The following is a 19,633-nucleotide window of genomic DNA, read 5'->3' as shown; positions in this document are numbered from 1 at the left end:
ATCTATTATTTTTAATTTGCCTGCAGGAATTCTTCTCTCTTTTACATTTCCTTCAGGAGTCTTTATTACAACGGCAGAACGATTACCTATTAAAGCTCTTGCTATAGGAACAATTGACTGAGTTTCTTCAGGAGATAAATTAAATACTGTAGCTATACCATAAGGATTGGATAATGTATCAATTACTTTACCAGGTAATGCCACTTCAAGTGCACAAAGCATACCTATAGGAACTTTATCTATAAGCATGACCTCATCAACTATTGGTATATTCTTATTGATTCTATTTTGTACTAGAACACCGTCATCTTTCTGTAAAATAAGTCCATTAATATTAATACCTTTTGATAAAGCATAATTAACAGAATCAGCAGCATCTTTGAAATCTATACTATCAGGAATAACTATTATAACATCTTCTCCTCTATTCAGATTAGAAATATCATTATAATGCACACTCTTTCCAATACCTATTCCTGAACCTCCCGGAGTTTTAGGATTATGCCCAATCATAGTAGATTCAGTTACAATTGTTTCTGTTATAGTTTCCATTGCAACATCGCCTATTACGGGAGTAGCCTCATTTATCCTTATTAAAGATATATCTTTTACAGTAAGATTCACTTTATCTAAACTCTTTTTCAAAACCCCAAAAATACCATGCTTATTGGAAAAAGTACCTTTTATACCTGTAGTAAATACTAAATCACTAGATATAAACTCGGCATTATTATTATCATCAATCTTAGCAACTGCAATTTCAGTGGTAGAATTGCCTATATCTATTCCTGCAATATATTTCATTGGCATTTCCATTATTAATAAAAATCTGTTAAATAAACTTAAACAATTTTTATATTAACTTTCTAATATTTATTTTCTTTTTAAACGATCTCTCTTTTCATAAACTTCAGCAGCCTCTCTTACTAAAGAAGCAGATATTGTAGCTGAATATTTATTTTCTAACTCATCAGCTATAGCCAATAATTCTGATTTTGTTGATCTAAAAGGTCTTAAAGCATTATATATCTCTAATATTCTGTCATCCTCTATTCTAGTTAATTCAGCAGCTCTTCTTAAATTCATAGCAAATATTTTTCTACCTACAGATTCAGCAATTCTAGCTTGATACTCTAAAGTTTCAGCTGTAATACGAACATCATTAGGACCTACTTTATCATTCATTACAGCTTCTAATGTAATATCATCTAATCTTTTTCCTGTAGAAGTTTTTATCAAATCTTTTCTATTATAACCTAAAGGATAATCTTTAGCACTAATATCAACATTACTTGAAATATTTGATGAATTACTGCTCTTATTAATATTAGTAACTATTTCTTTTATCATTTTCTCTAAAAGTTGTTCATCCATATTTTATCTCCTTACAAATTATGATAATGAAATTGATAGTTCTATAGGATCTGCATTATCTACAACATGTTCAGTTTCTTTTATATGAAGTAAAGCAGCTATTGCCTGATATTTAGGACGGGCCATCTGATCATTACGAACAGGAACTGGAGTTGGAGATTCTCCCTTAGCATATTTAGCAGCATTCTTACCTATAGCTCTGAAAGTAGGCAAATCCAAAAGAGGTGCCTGAGGGAATAATTCAACATTACTTAAAGGCTGTAAATCTTTTTGATGTATAACTGCAGTTCCTTTAGACTGTATTCCTATAGCTATTCCCGAACCGCTATATTTAGCAGCTGAATTTGCTATAAAAGAAACATCTGAAGTATGTATAAAACGAACTATACGAGCCTTAAGTCCTTCTTCTTCTATACCAGCAATCAATTCTCTTAATACTTGAGAATGAGGTATATGCACTATAGTTTCAGTTTGATGAATACCGAAAGAAGGAGCTATACCTATTACAACTTCTGATTTATTTTTTCCTACTTCTGCCTTTCCTAAATCTTTAAAATTAAGAGGAGGAGGAGCCTGATGTTTAGAACTTACATTTTTATTAGTATTGGAACTATTTACATTTACACTACCGCTGCTTTGATTATTAATATTTTTTATAACTTCGCTAACTATCAATTTTAGAGTTTTTTCATCTATATTCATTACTTACTCCTTAAATAGAATCTGGGCTAATAGCATTAGGAATATTTTTAATTTCTTCCCAACGATCTTTCTTTATCTGATAACCTGTGCCGGGACCTTGATAATCATTAACATCATTAACGGCACTGATAACATAACCATTTCTATCAATGATAGCAGAAGTATGCAAATAATCGCCTGCAACACGTTGTTTAAGCATGTCCAAAACGCTTTGAGCTACATCTTCAAAACCTTTTCTATATAAAGCCTTAACTATATCCAAGCCTGTTATTCCATTAGTAAGTATGCTTTGGGCAGCTTTCAAATCTTCTACAACATTTCTGTCAGGCATATCTTTACTGCCATGTGCATAAGTTGCAGCTTCCACTTCTTCATCTGTAATTTCAGGAAAACCCAACTCGGCAAATATAGCCTGCATAGCTCTTGCTGCTTTATTTCTTACTGCTATTATTTCTTCCTCTTTTACAGGTCTTAATCCACCATCAACTTTCAAATCTCTTTGTAAAACATTTATGTCATCAAAGTCTTCAGCATCAAAATTTGAACCTGCAAACATGTTATCATAGTTAGGAGTAGAACTATATCCTGAGAATATAAAGTCTGTACCAGGTAAAAACTGCATTAACATTCTTGCTGTTCTTCTTATATCTGAGTGGGAGAAAGTCTGATCATTACCAGAAGCAACTTCCAAATCCATACATTCTGTAATTAAGTTTTCAGCCAAAACAGCTCTTATACCGCTAGGAACTCCGCCCGGAACCCCTATACAACTTATAGAACCATTTTGTAAACCTTGTACACCTGCACCTTTTGTTACAAATATACATCTAGCTTCCAAATAAAGCATGGATTTACCTTCAGCATAACCCATTTGAACTTCACTTCCTGTACCTGAAGTAAAACGCATTTTCAAACCGCGTGATGCATAAGATGAAGCTAAGAAAGCCTTAGAATATGGAGTATCATCTCCGTCTGTGAATACTCTTTCAGTTCCGTAAACTGATATTGTTTCAGCATAACAAGTTAAGCCTCTCATACCTAATAATAATTCAGTAGCCTCTTCCAATGCACATTGAGTTAAAACTCCAGGTCTTCCAACCTGAGCACCTATCAATAAGCCCAAAGCATTGAAAGGAGCATAACGAACTATACCTACTGTAGTTTCTTCTTCATCAAAACCTCTTACAGATGCCTCTGCAGCATCAGCCGCTATCTGTATAGGATTATCTTTAACATTAGTAACATGGCATTGATTTGAAGGAGTTTTTCTAGCTCTCATTTTCTGCAAGGCCATCATCATTTCAACAACATTCATATAACTCATAACCTCAGATATTTTAGCAGGAGTTATTGAAGTTGTTATTTCAACTATTTCGCTTCTTTTTACATTAGGATCGCATAGCATAAGTGCTATTTTTTTGGAAGATATACTCATAGCTTTTTCAGCATTTTCTATGTTTATAGAATAATTAGCAATAAAAGAATCTATAAAATCAAAATCCTCTGCTTTTTTACCGTCAAGCTCAACTATTTTACCATTTACTATTTTTATGCTAGGTTTAGGATCATTAGGACCATCCATTGCTATTAGACCAACTTCAGGCCATTCACCAACAAATCCGTCCTGATTTACAGGTCTGTTTCTTAATATTTCAAATCTTTTAGATTTCATGAACTTCTCCTAATTGTTAAATTAAATTATATATGACGGTCTGTCATTTTTAGGTGCAGAACCTAAAGTAGATAATAATTCACAGCCTATTTCTCTTGCAGCGATAATAGCCTGTCTAACAGCTCCTGAATCTCCGCATATTTGTAATATAACCTCATTTGAAAAACTAGTACCATTCGCAGGAGAAGCATAACCTACAACCTCTACATTAGCAGATTTAACTGCAGTATCAGCCATAACCACTCCTATAGCAGCAGGAGCACCCACGCAAATACCGAATGCCTTCCCTACAGGAGCACCGAATGCCTTATTACAAGCATAGCTGGCTCTTGCTGTGTACTGAAGTTCTATATGTCCTGCTTCATTTCCGTAAACATCGCCGAAAGTTCTGTCTAAATCTTTCAATACAACTTCTACAGCACGTCTTGAATCTGAAACATCATCAGAACCGAAAATGATTAAGTTACCATGACCTGCACCACCTTTTGTATCGCGGGCCAATTGTATAGAAACTATTTCAGTATTAGTTGCTTTTACAGCCTCATCAGCGGACATGATATGAGGACCAGCTCCTGTTCTTGCCCCTATAATACCTATAGAACGGTATTTTGTTTCTAAATTCATCTTCTCCAACACACTTTTATCTACATTAGCAATAACAAGACCTATAGTATCTCCTATAGCAGTTCCTACAAACTCTATTGCTCTACCCATAAAAATTCCTCCTTAAAAATGATAAAATATAATTAATAATTTTTATTTTTTAATACAACAATATAAAAAAGCAATGAATTACATATATAGAAGATATTAATTTTAGAATTTAACAGAAAATTATCACAAAATATACGACAAGCCACTGCTATACATATAGTATAAGACAATAGTATACGATTGTCAACAAAAAGACTTCATTTTTAAAAAAATAAAAAAAGTTTCATTAAATTGAAACGATATAGAAAATTGATTTATATAATTAAACAAATTTAATATAAAGATCTGAATTAATTAATTAATGATATAAAAAATAGTTATAATAGAAATTCCATTCCATGCTCCTCGACAGAAAATAAACTATATATTGAAATATTCCGACTTACAGCTTTCTACATCCTACCTTCTCATCACCTTTAAAGGTAACAATGGTTAATTAGGGTTCGCTACTGAATACGGCTACGGGCTAGTATAGGATTCTGACCTATTTCCTTCAATATACATTATTAGTATAATATAAAAATAATAAAAAATCAATATTTTAAATGCCATTTTTCCAAAGATTTATTCATATAGCCCATAACATCTATATTATATATATCATTAAGAAGTGAAATATTAAAATCCTCTATATTGCCGAAATACTTAGAATTGCCATCTTTCAAAACTAATAATTTATCAGCAAAATTTAATACCGAATTTATATCATGCAAAACAGCGATAATGCATCTTTCTCCTTTTTTCACCCAATCTTTCAAATTATAAACAAGCTCTATCTGACTATTCAAGTCCAAATGATTAGTAGGTTCGTCCATAAGTATAATACTTGGATTTTGCACTAAAGTTCTAGCCAAAAATACTCTCTGCAATTCTCCACCTGAAAGTTCAGTTATCAATTTATCTTTTAAATGCATTATTCTAAGTTTTTCCATATAATAAATAACAAATTCTTTATCTTCTTTACTTGGAATGGATAATAGCTTATCTTTATAATTAAAATATCTACCCATCATTATAGTATCATAAGCAGTATATCCAAAATATATAGTAGACATTTGACTCATTATAGCTATAGTTTTATAAATATCAATATTTCTTATATTCTGATTACTAATAAGTATATCACCTTCATTAAAATCTATTATCTTACATAGTGATTTAAGAAGCGTGGTCTTTCCGCAGCCATTAGGACCTATTATACATAAATTTTCATTACTATTGACATAAAAAGATATATTTTTCAAAACTTCTTTTTTATTAGTATAGCTTAAAGATAAATTTTTTACTTCAACCATCTTACTCATAATAAATTATCTTCCTTTAATACCATTACTTGATATAAATACATATAAAAAGAAAGGAGCGCCTATAACGGCAGTAACTATTCCTATAGGAATATTAGAACCCTGAACTATAATTCTTGAAAATATATCTGAAATATTCAAAAGTAATGCCCCTATCAAAGCAGACATAGGAAAAATTATAATATGCTTAGAGCCAAACATTTTTCTTGCTATATGAGGAGATACTAAATCTACAAAACCTATTATACCTGTAAATGCCGTTAATACTGCAGTTATAAAAGAAGAAATTAATATAAAAAATATTCTCATCTTTCTAACATCAACACCTAAAGATAATCCTGTTTCATCTCCAAATGTCATTATATCAAGTACACTTGAATATTTCATAAGTACTAATAAAAATATCAATGTTATAAATATAATGATAAAAATATCAAACTTATTTCTTACAAATAAACTTCCAAGTTGCCATAATATTATTTGATTTGAATATTTAGGAAACATATAGGATAAAAAACTCATCACAGAACTTAAAAATAATGATATAACTATTCCTGCAAGTATTATAGAATTATTACTCATATACTTATCTATCCTATTAGAAATAAATAATATAAAAAGTATAGTAATAAAAGCAAAAAGCATAGATATACTTATAAAAAAATACTGATTAAAAGCCACATGCATAACTATAAGCAAAGCAGCACCTAACCCAGCACCTGATGATATTCCTAAATTGTATGCAGAAGCTAAAGGATTTCTAAGTATAGACTGTATTACAACGCCTGTCATTGAAAGAGAAGCTCCTACAAATAAAGATAATATTGCATGCTGAAGTCTTATTCCTATAATATCTGCATTTATTTTATCTATATTTATAATTTCGAGATTAAAAAATTTATATAATAATATGGCTCCTATTTCTTTAGGCGATATAAAAACACTTCCTATACATATTGATAATACAGTAGAAATAATAACCAATAAAAGAATTATTATAATCTTTTTTATCATTTATTTAATTCCTGATAATTTCAATATCTTTGTATTCATTAGGATAAGTATATTTAGCCATCATAATTAAAGCATTAATAATATTATGAGTAGGCAATGAACCTGAAGGTATATAATAGACATCTTTATTTTTTAAAGCATTTATGTTCTGCCAAGATTCACGGCTTAATATTTCATCTGTAGGATTAGTTATATAATGAACACTTGTAAATATTATATCAGGATTTGAAAACAGTACATTTTCTTCAGAGGCTGATATCCAAGAGTTTCTATTTGAAAATATATTCTCAGCCCCCATTATATTTATCATATCATCTAAATAAACATTAGTACCAAAGCTATAAATATTAGGTAAAGCTGATATCTCAAAATATACTTTTTTCTTGTTTATTATAGTTTCTCCTATAGATCTGATTTTTTCTATATTCTCATCCATAATATTAATAATATTAGATGCAACATCTGATTTATCAAGTACATTTCCTAAAAATAATATATCATCTTCTATTGATTTTATAGTATCGCTATTTGGTATAACGGCAATGCATATTCCAGAATTTTGTATAGAATCCAAAGAATTTTTTCCTCCAAATACGCTGAAATTATTAACAAAAATTATATCGGGTTTGAGTACTGTCATCTTTTCAGAATTAGGATTAAGCATATCAAAAACAGAAATATTGGATACATCTATATTATTTGTCTGAAGAATTTCTTTAGAAGTAGAATCAGAAGCTATTATTTTATCAGCAAGTCCTAGAGATAATACAATTTCAGTTGTAGAAGGTGATAAGCAGGCAATAGTTTCTATTTTTTCAGGCAAAACTATTTCATTTCCTGCCCTGTCTTTTATAGTTTCATTTTTATTATTAACATCATTACTACTACATGAAAATAAAGATAGAAATAAATATATATTAAAACAAATGAATATTATATATACTCTGATTTTTTTCATAAACTATAAACTTTCTCTGATTTTTTATTTTTCATAATAATAATCTTATGATTATAAACTTAAATACCTAATTGTCAATACAATTCTATCATTGTATATTTGTAATTTAATATTTAGGGAATAATTTTAGTAAATATTTTTACTTTCTTTATTATAATGATTAATCATATAATCAGAAATTTCATTGGATAAATTTTCTATAAAAAGTATTCTAGCATTTATGGTATTTACAAAATAATTATAAAAAACAACAGTAGGTATAGCAATAATAAGTCCTGCTGCAGTTGTTAATAAAGCATTAGCAATACCAGAAGCCAAAGCATTAGGATTACCGCTTCCCACAACAGATATCACAGCAAATGACTGTATCATACCAAGTATAGTACCTAAAAGTCCTAAAAGAGGTGCAATAGTTGATATTGTAGAAAGAGTAGAAATGAATCTCTCAAGTCTAGGTAATTCTTTATTTGATGCCCCCTGCATAGATTCTTTAGGTATATCTTTATTATTCAAACCTGCCATTATTATATTTGCCAATGGAGATTTAGCTGTTTCACATAATGCAATAGCTGCCTTTAATTCATTATCTTTAATTAGAGAAAGAAGTTTCGGAGCTAATGAATTATCCTGAGATTTTATTCTGGTAAAATAAATAAATCTATCAACTATTATAGTTAATCCCAATACTGAAGATATAAGCAAACCTATCCAACAAACAATCATAGCTGAATTAAGCAAACTTTCAGAATCGAATATATTATTCATATATATAAATGCCTCATTTTAATGTCATTATTAGTTAAAACATTATAATTGTAAGAATATAAAAAATCAATAGAAATTTGACTTAATATTTAAACTCTACAGTATAATGTGTAACTACCTGATCAGGCATAATATACTCCCTATTATTTTTCAAAAGCTCAAGTATATCAGCTCTAGCATCATACTGCATAGCCCTGAGTATATCTCTTCCATATGCTCCATGTGATCCTTCTCTCAATTCTTTTGATGTTCTTCTAAAATCATCTATTACAATAGAATATTCTTTAATAGTATTATACATATATTCTATTTGCGTATAGTCCACAAGCTGAACTGCCTTATTATTAATATTAAGCATTACTTTCTCACCACCACTCTGCCATACCATTAATTTATCTGTATAATCTATAGGAGTGATAACCGTCCAATCTTCATCTTTATTCGGTTCTTTATCTTTGGTTAAAAATTGATTAAGTCCCGCACTCTTTATATGAGCTTCTGTAATAGTGAAATATTCCTGTCCGCTGTTATAAGCCTTTCTTATTTCTTCATAAGGAGGTATAGGAATATAATAGTATTTATTATTTATTTTATAAATTTCATGAAGAGAATTGTCAGATTTATAATATCTTCCATTATTAAGTTTTATCCAATTAGGCTCTTCAGGAGTTTTTACTTTTCTTTGTATAGGGGGCAATTCTCCTCCAATGATGTTATAAGAATATATTTCATTCGCATTATTATAAGCTGATGAATCAGGTTCTGTATTCCAAGTTACACCGTCAGTAGTTGACCATATAGTATTATCATTTTCAAATTCTTCATAATTAATCCCCCATTTAGAATTTGATGTATAAAATTTATAATATCCTCTTTTACCTTTTGTAACATATATTTTATCTTTATCATAACGAACATAAAGTCTGCTTCTTTGTCCCCAAGGAGTCTTTATTTTCTCCCAATTAGATCCTACTGAAGTATCTTTATTTTTATCTATTCTATAATATACATCTTTGCTTACAGTAAATTCTCCCTGTTTTTCATTGCGACATCCTGTTAAAGCATTTTGTTCTCTAAAATCTTCTTGTAATCCAATTAAATATATATAGTTTTTAAATTCAACAATTTTGTAATCATTTGCTCCGAATGTACCTTGAAAACTGTCATTAGGATTTTTACTGACACTAGGAAATGATTTATAAATATTATTTCCATCACCTTCAGTTTTCCAATTTACTAAATCTGTTGAGATTCTTATCGTATTATTGAAAGTTATGTCTTTTATAAATGTATGCATTTTTCTTTCATTTTTGCAATCAATTAAAATAAAGGATTGTGAAGAATGATTATAATTTCCATAATTATAACCTTCATATAAAACTCTGTTTTCTTCTATTACATCCATCATTAATAAATCATCATATCCTATACTGTTTTTATCATAAACTGATATATTTCCATTATCATCTATTTGAAGTATTATTTTTGTGGCTTTTTTATTTAATGCTTTGCTTTTAGGATCATAATCATACATATTGTCAGCTAATATATACCATTTGCCTTTATATTTAAACTTTTTTCTAAAACCTCCAAAAACTTCACCATCTTTAGCAGGCACAGGATTAACATCGATATGTCCAGGTATTGCATTTTCAGGTATAATAAAGTCAGTAGGAGGCGGTATATGTGTAGGTCCTAAAATATTAATCTTCTTACAGGATATCATCAATACTATAACAAGAATCAATAAAAGAAGTATGAAGTATATTTTTTTATTAAGAAAATTCTTTTTCATAAAATAACCCTCAAATATTATTATATAATTTTTTATTATTACTATAAATAAGTTTTATTAAAATTTTATGTTTATTAATTTTATTTGCCTTCTTAATACTATATAATATTTTGAATAAAATTAAATAATTTTTTTTGATAATCTGTATACAAATTTCTTTTTTTGATAAGAAAAATTTAAACCATTGGCTTGGCTTGATACCTAGCTTTAAATGAAATGAATAGAAGAAAAAATTAAACATATATTTATATTACAATATAAAACTTATTTTTTCAACATAATTTAATGATTTACTTAAGACAAAACTTTTTAATACTAGAATAGTAAATATAAAAATTCTAAAATACAACTTAATATTAAATTAATAATTTTTATTAAAATTACTTGACTTTTTTATAATTTGTTGTATTATTTTTTAAATATTAAACAGTTTTAGGAAAATAAAAATGTATAATATTAATAAAATTACAATCGAAAATAATTTCTTAAGGCGTTAAGCCTCCGCTTTATTCTTTCGTTTCTTAAACAAAACTAAGTTTATCAAAACTAGATATTATTCTTGATGATATCATTTTAAATTATTATAGGAGTATATTATTATGATAAAAGTATCCGTTATAGGTGCAACAGGATATGCAGGTGCAGAATTAATTAGATTATTATTATCGCATAGTAAAGTAGAATTAAAAAATCTATCATCAAAAAGTTATGCGGGTAAAAATATAAATGAAGTATATCCTAATTTAAACAAAAATTTGGATAAATTATTATCAGATGAAAATGAAATATTTGAAGACACTGATGTTGTATTTGCATCATTACCTGCAGGATTAAGCGATAATATTGCAAAGAAATGTTTTGAAAAAAATATTTTATTTATAGATTTAGGTGCTGACTTCAGATTAGATAATGAAGAAGATTATAAAAATTGGTACGGCAAAGAATATAAATATAAAGATATTCATAAAGAAGCAATATATTCAATACCTGAAATAATAAAATATGATAATGTATATAATAAAAAGGAATTAACAAAAGCTAAAATAATAGGAAATCCTGGCTGCTACCCTACTTCTATAAGTTTAGGATTAGCACCTGCTTTAGTAAATAAATTGATAATCAAAGATGATATTATAATAGATTCAAAATCAGGAGCAACAGGTGCAGGAAGAGAATTAAAATTAAATACTCATTATACAGAATGTAATGAAGCATTTTCACCATACAAAGTTGCAAATCATAGACATACCCCTGAAATAGAACAGACTTTATCCAACATATACGGCGAGGATATAAAAATCACTTTTGTACCTCATTTACTTCCATTAAACAGAGGTATAGTTTCTACAATATATACAAAATTAGAAAATAAAAATGAAAGATTAGAAAATATATATAATATTTATAAAGAGTTTTATAAAGATTCAAAATTTATAAGAGTTCTTGATATTGGAGAAACAGCAAATTTAAAATATGTTAAATATTCTAATTACTGCGATATATCTTTGCATTTAGATAATAGAACAGACAAATTGATAATAGTATCAGCAATTGATAATATGGTAAAAGGAGCGGCAGGACAGGCTATACAAAATATGAATATAGCATTAGGTTTAAAAGAAGATGAAGGACTAAATTTTATACCGCCTGCATTTTAATTAAATATAATTGATAACATAAATTGATAAGAGTAATTTTTTAACAATAATAATTGTTTAGTTAAGAGAGAATACAGTAAATAAAGTCATTTATTACTGATTATAGATGATAAAAAAATAGGAGAAAATAAAATGATTCAAAATAATAATATAAAACAAATTGAAGGTGGAATATGTGCCGCTAAAGGATTTTCATCAAACGCAATACATTCAGGAATAAAAAAGAATTCAGATAAAAAAGATTTAGCAATAATTTATAGCAAAAGTTTATGTTCTGTAGGGGCAGTATATACTCAAAATAAAGTATGCGGAGCGAATATCACAGTAAGTAAAGAACATTTAAAAGATGGAAAAGCAAAGGCAATTATATGCAATTCTGGAAATGCTAATACCTGTAATAAAAACGGAGTTGAAAATGCAAAAGAAATGTGCAAACTCACTGCAAATGTATTGGGTATTGATGAAAAAGATGTTGCTGTTGCTTCTACAGGTGTTATAGGAGTACCTCTTCCAATAGAGCATATACAAAAAAATATAAAAGAATTAATTGATAATGCCAATCATTCTTCAGAGCATTCTAAAAATGCAGCTGAAGCTATAATGACTACGGATACATTTATGAAAGAAATAGCTTATGAATTTGAAATAGCAGGAAAAACAGTTCATATTGGAGGAATAGCAAAAGGAAGCGGAATGATTCACCCTAATATGGCTACTATGCTTGCATTTTTAACTACAGACTGCAATATTACAAGCGAAATGCTTCAAAAAGCTTTAAGCGAAGATACAAAATCCACTTATAATATGGTGAGTGTTGATGGAGATACTTCTACAAATGATATGTGCATAATACTTGCTAATGGAGAAGCTGAAAATATTTTGATAGATAAAGAAGATGATAATTATAAAATATTCTGTAATGCATTGAATACAGTTAATACTTATTTATCTAAACAAATAGCAAAAGATGGAGAAGGTTCTACAAAGCTTATAGAATGCGAGGTAATCAATGTAAGCGATTTAAAATTGGCAAAAAAAATAGCTAAGTCAGTAATAACTTCAAATTTAGTAAAGGCTGCTATGTTCGGATGCGATATGAATTGGGGAAGAATCGCATGTGCTGTAGGATATACTGAAGATGCTGATTTTGATATAAATAAAGTTTCTATAAATGTAGGCTCAAAATATGGCGATATGAATGTTTATAAAGATGGATACGGTATTGCTTTTGATGAAGATGAGGCATTGAAAATATTAAAAGAAGATGAAATAAAAGTAACAATCAATATGAATTCAGGAGAAAGCAAGGCTGTAGCTTGGGGCTGTGATTTAACTTATGACTATGTAAAAATTAACGGCTCATACAGGAGCTAAAATATTATGCAAACTTATTATATATAAAAAAGGAAAATACAAAATGGATAATATTTCAAATAGAGATAAAGCATTTATACTTAATCAGGCATTACCGTACATACAAAGATATACAGGAAAAACTGTTGTAATAAAATACGGCGGAAGTGCTATGGAAAACTCTGAATTAAAAAAGAAAGTTATGAGCGATGTTGCTTTGATTTCTACAGTAGGAATAAAAGTTATAGTAGTACATGGAGGAGGAAAAGATATTACTGCTATGCTGAACAAAGTAGGAAAAGAATCAAAGTTTATAAATGGACTTAGATATACAGATAAAGAAACCGCAGAAATAGTAAAAATGGTTCTTGCTGGAAAAGTGAATAAAGAGCTTGTAGCCTCAATTGAAAACTGCGGAGGAAAATGTCTCGGAATATGCGGTATTGATGGAAATATGTTTAAAGTAAGCAAATATAAAGGAAGCGAAGATTTAGGTTTTGTAGGCGATGTAGACGATGTTGATACTGATTTGTTAAATACAATAATAACAAATAAATATATTCCAATAGTTGCTACAGTTGGAAGTGATAAAGATGGAAATATTTACAATATAAATGCGGATACTGCAGCAGCAAAAATAGCTGAGAGTTTAAAAGCTGAAACATTAATATATATGACAGATACCCCTGGACTTTTAAAAAATAAAGATGATGAAAGCACTTTGATAAGTACAATAAATATTAAAGATATAGATAATCTTATCAATGACGGAACTATTTTAGGAGGAATGCTTCCTAAAGTTAAGCATTGTATAGATGCTGTTAATAACGGAGTATCAAAAGTATTTATTATAGACGGAAGATTATGCCATTCATTACTTATAGAAATGTTCACTGATGAAGGTATAGGAACTATGTTTTATAAAAATTGATGTAGGAGTCACAAAATGACTTGTAAGAAAACAAATAAAAATAATAATCAAAAATCAAAATTAAAAAAAGAATATATAAATAACAGTAAAAAATATGTAGCCGATACTTATGCTAGATTCGATTTGGTATTAGAATCTGGAAAAGGAGCTGTATTAAAAGATATAGAAGGAAAAAAGTATATTGATTTAGGAAGCGGAATCGGAGTAAATAGCATAGGATATTCTAATAAAGATTATATAAATGCTGTAACTAATCAATTAAAAACCTTGCAGCATACTTCAAATCTTTACTATAATAAACCTTATATAGATTTAGCAAAAAAATTATGCACTATAACAAAGTATGATAAAGTATTTTTCTGCAATTCAGGTGCAGAGTCAAATGAAGCTGCTATAAAATGTGCAAGGAAATACTCATTTATAAAATATGCTGATAATAATAGATATTATAAAAGAAATAAAATAGTAACATTAAAAAATTCATTTCATGGCAGAACTTTAGCTACAATTTCAGCCACAGGGCAGGAAGTTTTTCATAATTTCTTTTTTCCGTTTCTAGAAGGTTTTTCATTTGCAGAGGCTAACAATTATGATGATACCGTAGAAAAATTGAAAGACAATGCCTGTGCATTAATGATAGAACTTATACAGGGAGAAGGAGGAGTTATACCTCTTGATAAAAAATATATACAAAGATTAAAAACATATTGCGAAAAAAATGATATACTTTTTATAGTTGATGAAGTACAAACAGGTGTGGGAAGAACTGGTAAATTTTTATGTTCTGAACATTTCGATATAAAACCAGATATTACTACATTAGCCAAAGGTTTAGGAGGAGGACTTCCTATAGGGGCAATGCTTATGAGTAAAAAATGCTCTGATGTATTTGTTCAGGGAGATCATGGTTCTACATTCGGTGCTAATCCTATTGTTGCAAGTGCTGCTTTGGAAGTATTGAACATTATAAACAAAGATTTATTAAAAGAAGTAAATAAAAAATCAAAATATATAAAAGATAAATTAATAAAACTCAATAATGTAGAAAATGTTGATGGTATAGGTTTAATGCTTGGTATAGGATTAAAAGAAGGTCTTAATGCTAAAGAAGTTGTAGAAAAATGCATATCAAAAGGAGTGATACCTTTAACCGCTAAAAATAAAATAAGGCTTCTTCCTCCCCTCACAATAACAGATAAAGAATTAGAAAAAGCTGTTAATATACTTTCTGAATGTATAGAATAATATATTAATAAACCTGCTGTAAAAAATGTTCGGCAGGTTTAATAAATTTGAATATCACTAAAACATAGAGTCCCATATTATATTTCATTAGTAGTTGCTAAAATAAATGATGTTAGGGTTTTTAAAAGAATTTATTTTAACCTAAGCGAGTATTAATATGAGGCATATTAAATATATATTGAAAATTAGTAAATTTGATATTTACTTATTATATAAATTTATTGGATTGTGTATTGTTAAATTTAGTAACGAGTTCTAATATAATAATTATATTTTGTCAATATAAAAAATAGAATATATATTTGCATTAAATAAATAATAAAAAATTATATTTCATCATTTATTATAGTCATATGAATATGATCTTCCCATTTACCGTTAATTTTTAAATATTTCTTAGCAAGTCCCTCATATTCAAAACCAAGTCTTTTTACCAATTCTAATGAAGGTTTATTATGAGGCATAATATTCGCTTCTATTCTATGAAGTTTAAGCTCTTTAAATAATATTATAATAGCTGCCTTAAGAGCCTCTGTCATATAACCTCTATGCTGCTCAAATTCATCTAATTTATATCCTACACTAGTTGATAAAAAAATACCCATAGTAATATTACTAAAATTAATCATTCCTATGATTCTTTTTTTATTCTCTATTTTGTAAATCCAAAATTTAAGCATTCTTGAGGCTTTTATCTCTTCAAGTTCTCTTTTTATAATATTCTTATGAGTACTAATTTTATAAAAGGCTTCTGGTCTTTGAGGATCAAAATCTCTAAAAAAATCTTTATTTCTACTGTAAAAATCAACTATTTCTCCAGCCATACCAGTATTAGGCTGAACTAAAAAGAGTCTATTAGTTTTATAAGATTCTTTAAGCATACAAAATACCCCACACTATTTAATCATAATCTTGTAATCTAATATATTAAAACCTTCAAACCTTAGTAAATATTCTTTTTTATCAATACCCCCAGCATACCCTGTAAGCTTTCTATTAATACCAACAATTCTATGACAAGGTATAATAATGGCTATATTATTTTTACCCTCTGCTGTACCAACAGCCCTTGATATGCTTCCCTTCTTATTTGAAATATTTCTAGCTATATCCGAATAAGTTGCAATTTTACCAAAATGCACCTTAGAAGTTTCTATCCAAACATCATACTGAAAATCTGTTCCATATAGAGCTAAAGGTAATGAAAATTCTTTTAATTTATTTGCAAAATAATTATCCAATTCTTTTTTTGCTTTTTTTATTATGGAAGGCTCTTCATCTTTAATAATGATCTGATTATCATTCAAAGTGAATTTAAGTGAAGTAATATAATTAGAAGAATCATCAGAAGTAAGTATTAAATCTCCAATTGGGCTTTTATAAATATAGGCTTTATTAAAATTCTCTTTTTTATCAAGCCTAATGATCTTCACAATCTAACCTTTTTAAGATTGATAAGAGGACAAGAAGTATATAAAGCTTCAATAGATTCAGGATTAACAGCAACAGAAGCATATTCAAGCACATTCACACTAACCAAATATTCTGCATCAATAGAAGCCACATATTCAGCAGTATCTCTTGCCGTATGAAAAACACAGTAATCAAGAGAAACCCCAACAAAATCAAGTATTAAAGTTTCCTTATTTTCTCTAGCTGCATCAATAAACTCTTTATGCATATAAGAAAAACCAGAGTTCCCCTCATCATCAGGATCAACTCCTTTTTGAACATATATATAATCTCTTTTCTTTCTAAGTCCATCAACTATAGCAGATCCGTAAGTTCTAGCAACACAATGACGAGGCCATAAAGTAAGAACTTCCTCATCTCCTGTATTCTGATCTATAACTTTTATTTTTGAAAAAGGCTCTCTTTCATGAGTGGAAGCAAAAGATATATGATTAGAAGGATGCCAATCCTGAGTGGCAATTATAGCATCATACTCGCCATTTTTTATAAGATCATTTATAATAGGCACAAGTTTAACAGCACCCTTAACAGCCATAGGACCGCCTTCCATATAATCATTTTGCATATCTACTATTGTTAGTATCTTTATTTTACTCATAACCAAAGTCCATTAATATTTAGGAAATTTTCTTAAGACCTATACTCTCTTGTACAGGAATAAGTGCTTGTATAGTTTCTTTTATAAGTTCGTCTATATTAATGCCCAACATTTCAGCACCTTTATTTATAATAGTTCTATCTACTTTTGCAGCAAATGCTTTATCCTTTAATTTCTTCTTAACTGATTTTACTTCCATATCTTCTAAACTCTTTGAAGGTCTTACTAAAGCACAGGCTGTAATAAATCCAGAAAGCTCATCAACTGCATATAAAGTCTTTTCCATATCGCTTAAAGGTTCAATATCTGTACATATACCATAACCATGACTTTGAATTGCTCTTATAAAGCTATCAGGTAAACCTTCTTTTTCTAAAACCTCTTTTACTTTAAAGCAATGCTCATCAGGATATTTCTCATAGTCCATATCATGTAAAAATCCTACTATGCCCCACTCATCTTCATCCTCTCTGTTTTTTCTTGCAAAATATCTCATCACTGCCTCTACAGATAATGCATGCCTAAATAAAGAATGCTCATCATTATATTTTTTGAACAACTCAACAGCTTTATCTCTTTCTATACTAGACATTTAAAACCTCCAAACATTATCATAAGTATATATTATATTTTTCTATTTTTCAATATTTTTATTCTTATATTTATATAAGAAAATATAAAAAAGTTATAATAAAAATTAATATAAAAACGATTATTATATGTATAATATTAAATTAGTAAATGGGAATAATATGAAAAAGATCATTATAATTACTTTATTTATAAATATTATAAGCTTATATGCTATTACTGAAAATGAAAATAAAATGATAAATGCGGTGAAATCAGGCGATGTTAGAACTATACAAAATCTATTATCGCAAAATATAAATCCAAATATAAAAGATGAAAGAGGTTTCTCTCTTATACATATAGCAGCAGAAAATAATCAAACTGCTTCTATAAATATACTTAAAAATTCTCCTTATACTGATTTGAATGTTCTTTTAGAAAGCAATACAAAAATAAAAAATAGTAATTATGATATAGACGGATCATACTATTCTGCTATGGATATTGCTGCTGTAAATAGAAATTTTGAAAGTGTGAAATTATTAATAGACTCAGGGGCCAATATAAATTTTCAAATGAAAGAAAAACCAAGAAGTGAATTTTTGGCTTCAGAATATGCTAATCCTAAAATATTAGAACTTTATCTTAATAAGAATATATATCTTCTTATGAATAGTGAAGATGTGGTATCATTAATAAAATCTGCAAGTATTGGAAATAATGCAGAAAATATAAATTATTTAGTAAAGAATTTGGGTATAGATGTTGATACTAAAGATACAAATACTATGCTTCATTATGCTGTAGGTAATGGATCTATAGAGGCTGCTGATAAACTTATAAAATTAGGAGCAAATGTTGATAATACAAATTCTAATTTCAAAACTTCTTTGCACTATATTATAGAAAATCATTCCAATAAATTACTAGAAAGTGTTAATTTACTCTTATCAAAAAATGCTGATCCTAATATAAAAGATAAAGATGGAAATACTCCATTACATTTAGCTGTAATTAATGCAAATAAATCAAGAAATGAATATATACAAGTGATAAATGCTTTAATAAAATATAATGCCAATATAAATGCATTGAATAATAAAAATCAATTAGCTTTGAATATAGCTGTTTATAATAACGATACTGAAATATCAAATATTTTAATAAATGCAAAATCAGATTTGAATAATAAAGATGATGGATATGCTCCATTACATATGGCTGTAAAAAATAATAATATGGCTATAGCTGACAGTTTATTATCAAATGGTGCGGATGTAAATATAAAAGATAAAAGAGGATACTCTCCATTAGCAACAGCAGTAGAAAATAATAATTTTGAAATGTGCAGAAAACTTATAAGAAATAATGCAACTGTAGATAAAAATGCAATAGATTTAGCAAAAAAAATGAATAATAAAGATATAAGAAAATTATTAGGACTTGAAGCTATAAATTAATTGATAATAATGATGCTGTAATAAAAGTGCATAATATTGACACT

19 protein-coding genes and 1 riboswitch are annotated in these 19,633 nt (G+C 28.1%); of the genes, 5 read left to right on the top strand and 14 right to left on the bottom strand.

Translation table 11 applies throughout. The features are described from left to right. The 10 genes from Q1J76_RS04310 to Q1J76_RS04265 all read right to left on the bottom strand — a co-directional run. The coding region (locus Q1J76_RS04310) for a diol dehydratase reactivase subunit alpha (RefSeq protein WP_300367333.1) at positions 1–804 on the bottom strand (804 nt) is incomplete at its 3' end. Between the two features lie 69 nt (positions 805–873). Beyond that, positions 874–1,374, bottom strand: coding sequence for a diol dehydratase small subunit (locus Q1J76_RS04305; protein ID WP_300367331.1), 501 nt, complete (start codon positions 1,372–1,374; stop codon positions 874–876). An 18-nt stretch (positions 1,375–1,392) separates the two neighbouring features. Continuing rightward, on the bottom strand, positions 1,393–2,076 hold the full coding sequence (locus Q1J76_RS04300; RefSeq protein WP_300367329.1) for a propanediol/glycerol family dehydratase medium subunit: 684 nt from the start codon (positions 2,074–2,076) through the stop codon (positions 1,393–1,395). Between the two features lie 10 nt (positions 2,077–2,086). Continuing rightward, positions 2,087–3,748 carry a propanediol/glycerol family dehydratase large subunit gene (locus Q1J76_RS04295; RefSeq protein WP_300367326.1) on the bottom strand — a complete coding sequence of 554 codons (1,662 nt, stop codon included), beginning with the start codon at positions 3,746–3,748 and terminating at the stop codon, positions 2,087–2,089. Positions 3,749–3,769: 21 nt separating this feature from the next. Further along, entirely contained in the window at positions 3,770–4,462 is a 693-nt protein-coding gene (pduB, locus tag Q1J76_RS04290; protein WP_300367323.1) for a propanediol utilization microcompartment protein PduB, read from the bottom strand. 351 nt (positions 4,463–4,813) lie between these two features. After that, positions 4,814–4,994, bottom strand: a riboswitch (cobalamin riboswitch). A gap of 1 nt (position 4,995) precedes the next feature. Next, positions 4,996–5,766, bottom strand: a complete 771-nt coding sequence (locus Q1J76_RS04285; protein WP_300367320.1) for an ABC transporter ATP-binding protein — start codon at positions 5,764–5,766, stop codon at positions 4,996–4,998. Between the two features lie 6 nt (positions 5,767–5,772). Continuing rightward, on the bottom strand, positions 5,773–6,780 hold the full coding sequence (locus Q1J76_RS04280; protein ID WP_300367317.1) for a FecCD family ABC transporter permease: 1,008 nt from the start codon (positions 6,778–6,780) through the stop codon (positions 5,773–5,775). 4 nt (positions 6,781–6,784) lie between these two features. Continuing rightward, positions 6,785–7,738 carry an ABC transporter substrate-binding protein gene (locus tag Q1J76_RS04275; RefSeq protein ID WP_300367314.1) on the bottom strand — a complete coding sequence of 318 codons (954 nt, stop codon included), beginning with the start codon at positions 7,736–7,738 and terminating at the stop codon, positions 6,785–6,787. A 126-nt stretch (positions 7,739–7,864) separates the two neighbouring features. Then, a complete protein-coding gene (locus Q1J76_RS04270; protein WP_300367311.1) occupies positions 7,865–8,503 on the bottom strand; it encodes a MotA/TolQ/ExbB proton channel family protein in 639 nt (212 codons plus the stop codon). Positions 8,504–8,585: 82 nt separating this feature from the next. Continuing rightward, positions 8,586–10,298: a hypothetical protein gene (locus tag Q1J76_RS04265; protein WP_300367308.1), complete on the bottom strand. Its 1,713-nt coding sequence runs from the start codon at positions 10,296–10,298 to the stop codon at positions 8,586–8,588. 599 nt (positions 10,299–10,897) lie between these two features. On the opposite strand from Q1J76_RS04265, the gene argC reads away from it, so the two are divergent. The 4 genes from argC to Q1J76_RS04245 all read left to right on the top strand — a co-directional run bounded on the left by argC (position 10,898) and on the right by Q1J76_RS04245 (position 15,485). Beyond that, a complete protein-coding gene (gene argC, locus Q1J76_RS04260; RefSeq protein WP_300367305.1) occupies positions 10,898–11,956 on the top strand; it encodes an N-acetyl-gamma-glutamyl-phosphate reductase in 1,059 nt (352 codons plus the stop codon). Between the two features lie 132 nt (positions 11,957–12,088). Beyond that, positions 12,089–13,330, top strand: a complete 1,242-nt coding sequence (argJ, locus tag Q1J76_RS04255) for a bifunctional glutamate N-acetyltransferase/amino-acid acetyltransferase ArgJ (protein ID WP_300367302.1) — start codon at positions 12,089–12,091, stop codon at positions 13,328–13,330. Between the two features lie 43 nt (positions 13,331–13,373). After that, a complete protein-coding gene (gene argB / locus Q1J76_RS04250) occupies positions 13,374–14,240 on the top strand; it encodes an acetylglutamate kinase (protein ID WP_300367299.1) in 867 nt (288 codons plus the stop codon). 15 nt (positions 14,241–14,255) lie between these two features. Further along, positions 14,256–15,485: an aspartate aminotransferase family protein gene (locus Q1J76_RS04245; protein WP_300367296.1), complete on the top strand. Its 1,230-nt coding sequence runs from the start codon at positions 14,256–14,258 to the stop codon at positions 15,483–15,485. 326 nt (positions 15,486–15,811) lie between these two features. Here the strand turns inward: Q1J76_RS04245 and Q1J76_RS04240 are convergent, their stop codons facing one another. From Q1J76_RS04240 to Q1J76_RS04225, 4 genes are read right to left on the bottom strand one after another with little or no spacing between them, the layout of a single operon-like run. After that, entirely contained in the window at positions 15,812–16,366 is a 555-nt protein-coding gene (locus Q1J76_RS04240) for a GNAT family N-acetyltransferase (protein ID WP_300367293.1), read from the bottom strand. Positions 16,367–16,381: 15 nt separating this feature from the next. Beyond that, positions 16,382–16,918 carry a methylated-DNA--[protein]-cysteine S-methyltransferase gene (locus Q1J76_RS04235; RefSeq protein WP_300367290.1) on the bottom strand — a complete coding sequence of 179 codons (537 nt, stop codon included), beginning with the start codon at positions 16,916–16,918 and terminating at the stop codon, positions 16,382–16,384. Beyond that, the gene (locus Q1J76_RS04230) at positions 16,915–17,556 is read right to left on the bottom strand and encodes an isochorismatase family protein (protein ID WP_300367286.1); all 642 of its coding nucleotides are present in this window, start codon (positions 17,554–17,556) and stop codon (positions 16,915–16,917) included. Before Q1J76_RS04230 ends, Q1J76_RS04235 begins: the two co-directional genes overlap by 4 nt. 19 nt (positions 17,557–17,575) lie before the next feature. Next, positions 17,576–18,148 (bottom strand): HD domain-containing protein, encoded by a 573-nt coding sequence (locus tag Q1J76_RS04225; protein ID WP_300367283.1) that lies wholly within the window; start codon positions 18,146–18,148, stop codon positions 17,576–17,578. A gap of 160 nt (positions 18,149–18,308) precedes the next feature. Here Q1J76_RS04225 and Q1J76_RS04220 point away from each other — a divergent pair, with 160 nt between their 5' ends. Next, positions 18,309–19,589, top strand: a complete 1,281-nt coding sequence (locus Q1J76_RS04220) for an ankyrin repeat domain-containing protein (RefSeq protein WP_300367280.1) — start codon at positions 18,309–18,311, stop codon at positions 19,587–19,589. The last annotated feature ends 44 nt before the right edge of the window (positions 19,590–19,633 follow it).

It is taken from the genome of Brachyspira sp. (genome assembly GCF_029258575.1).
Lineage (GTDB): Bacteria > Spirochaetota > Brachyspiria > Brachyspirales > Brachyspiraceae > Brachyspira.
This window is presented reverse-complemented; position numbering and strand designations above follow the sequence as displayed.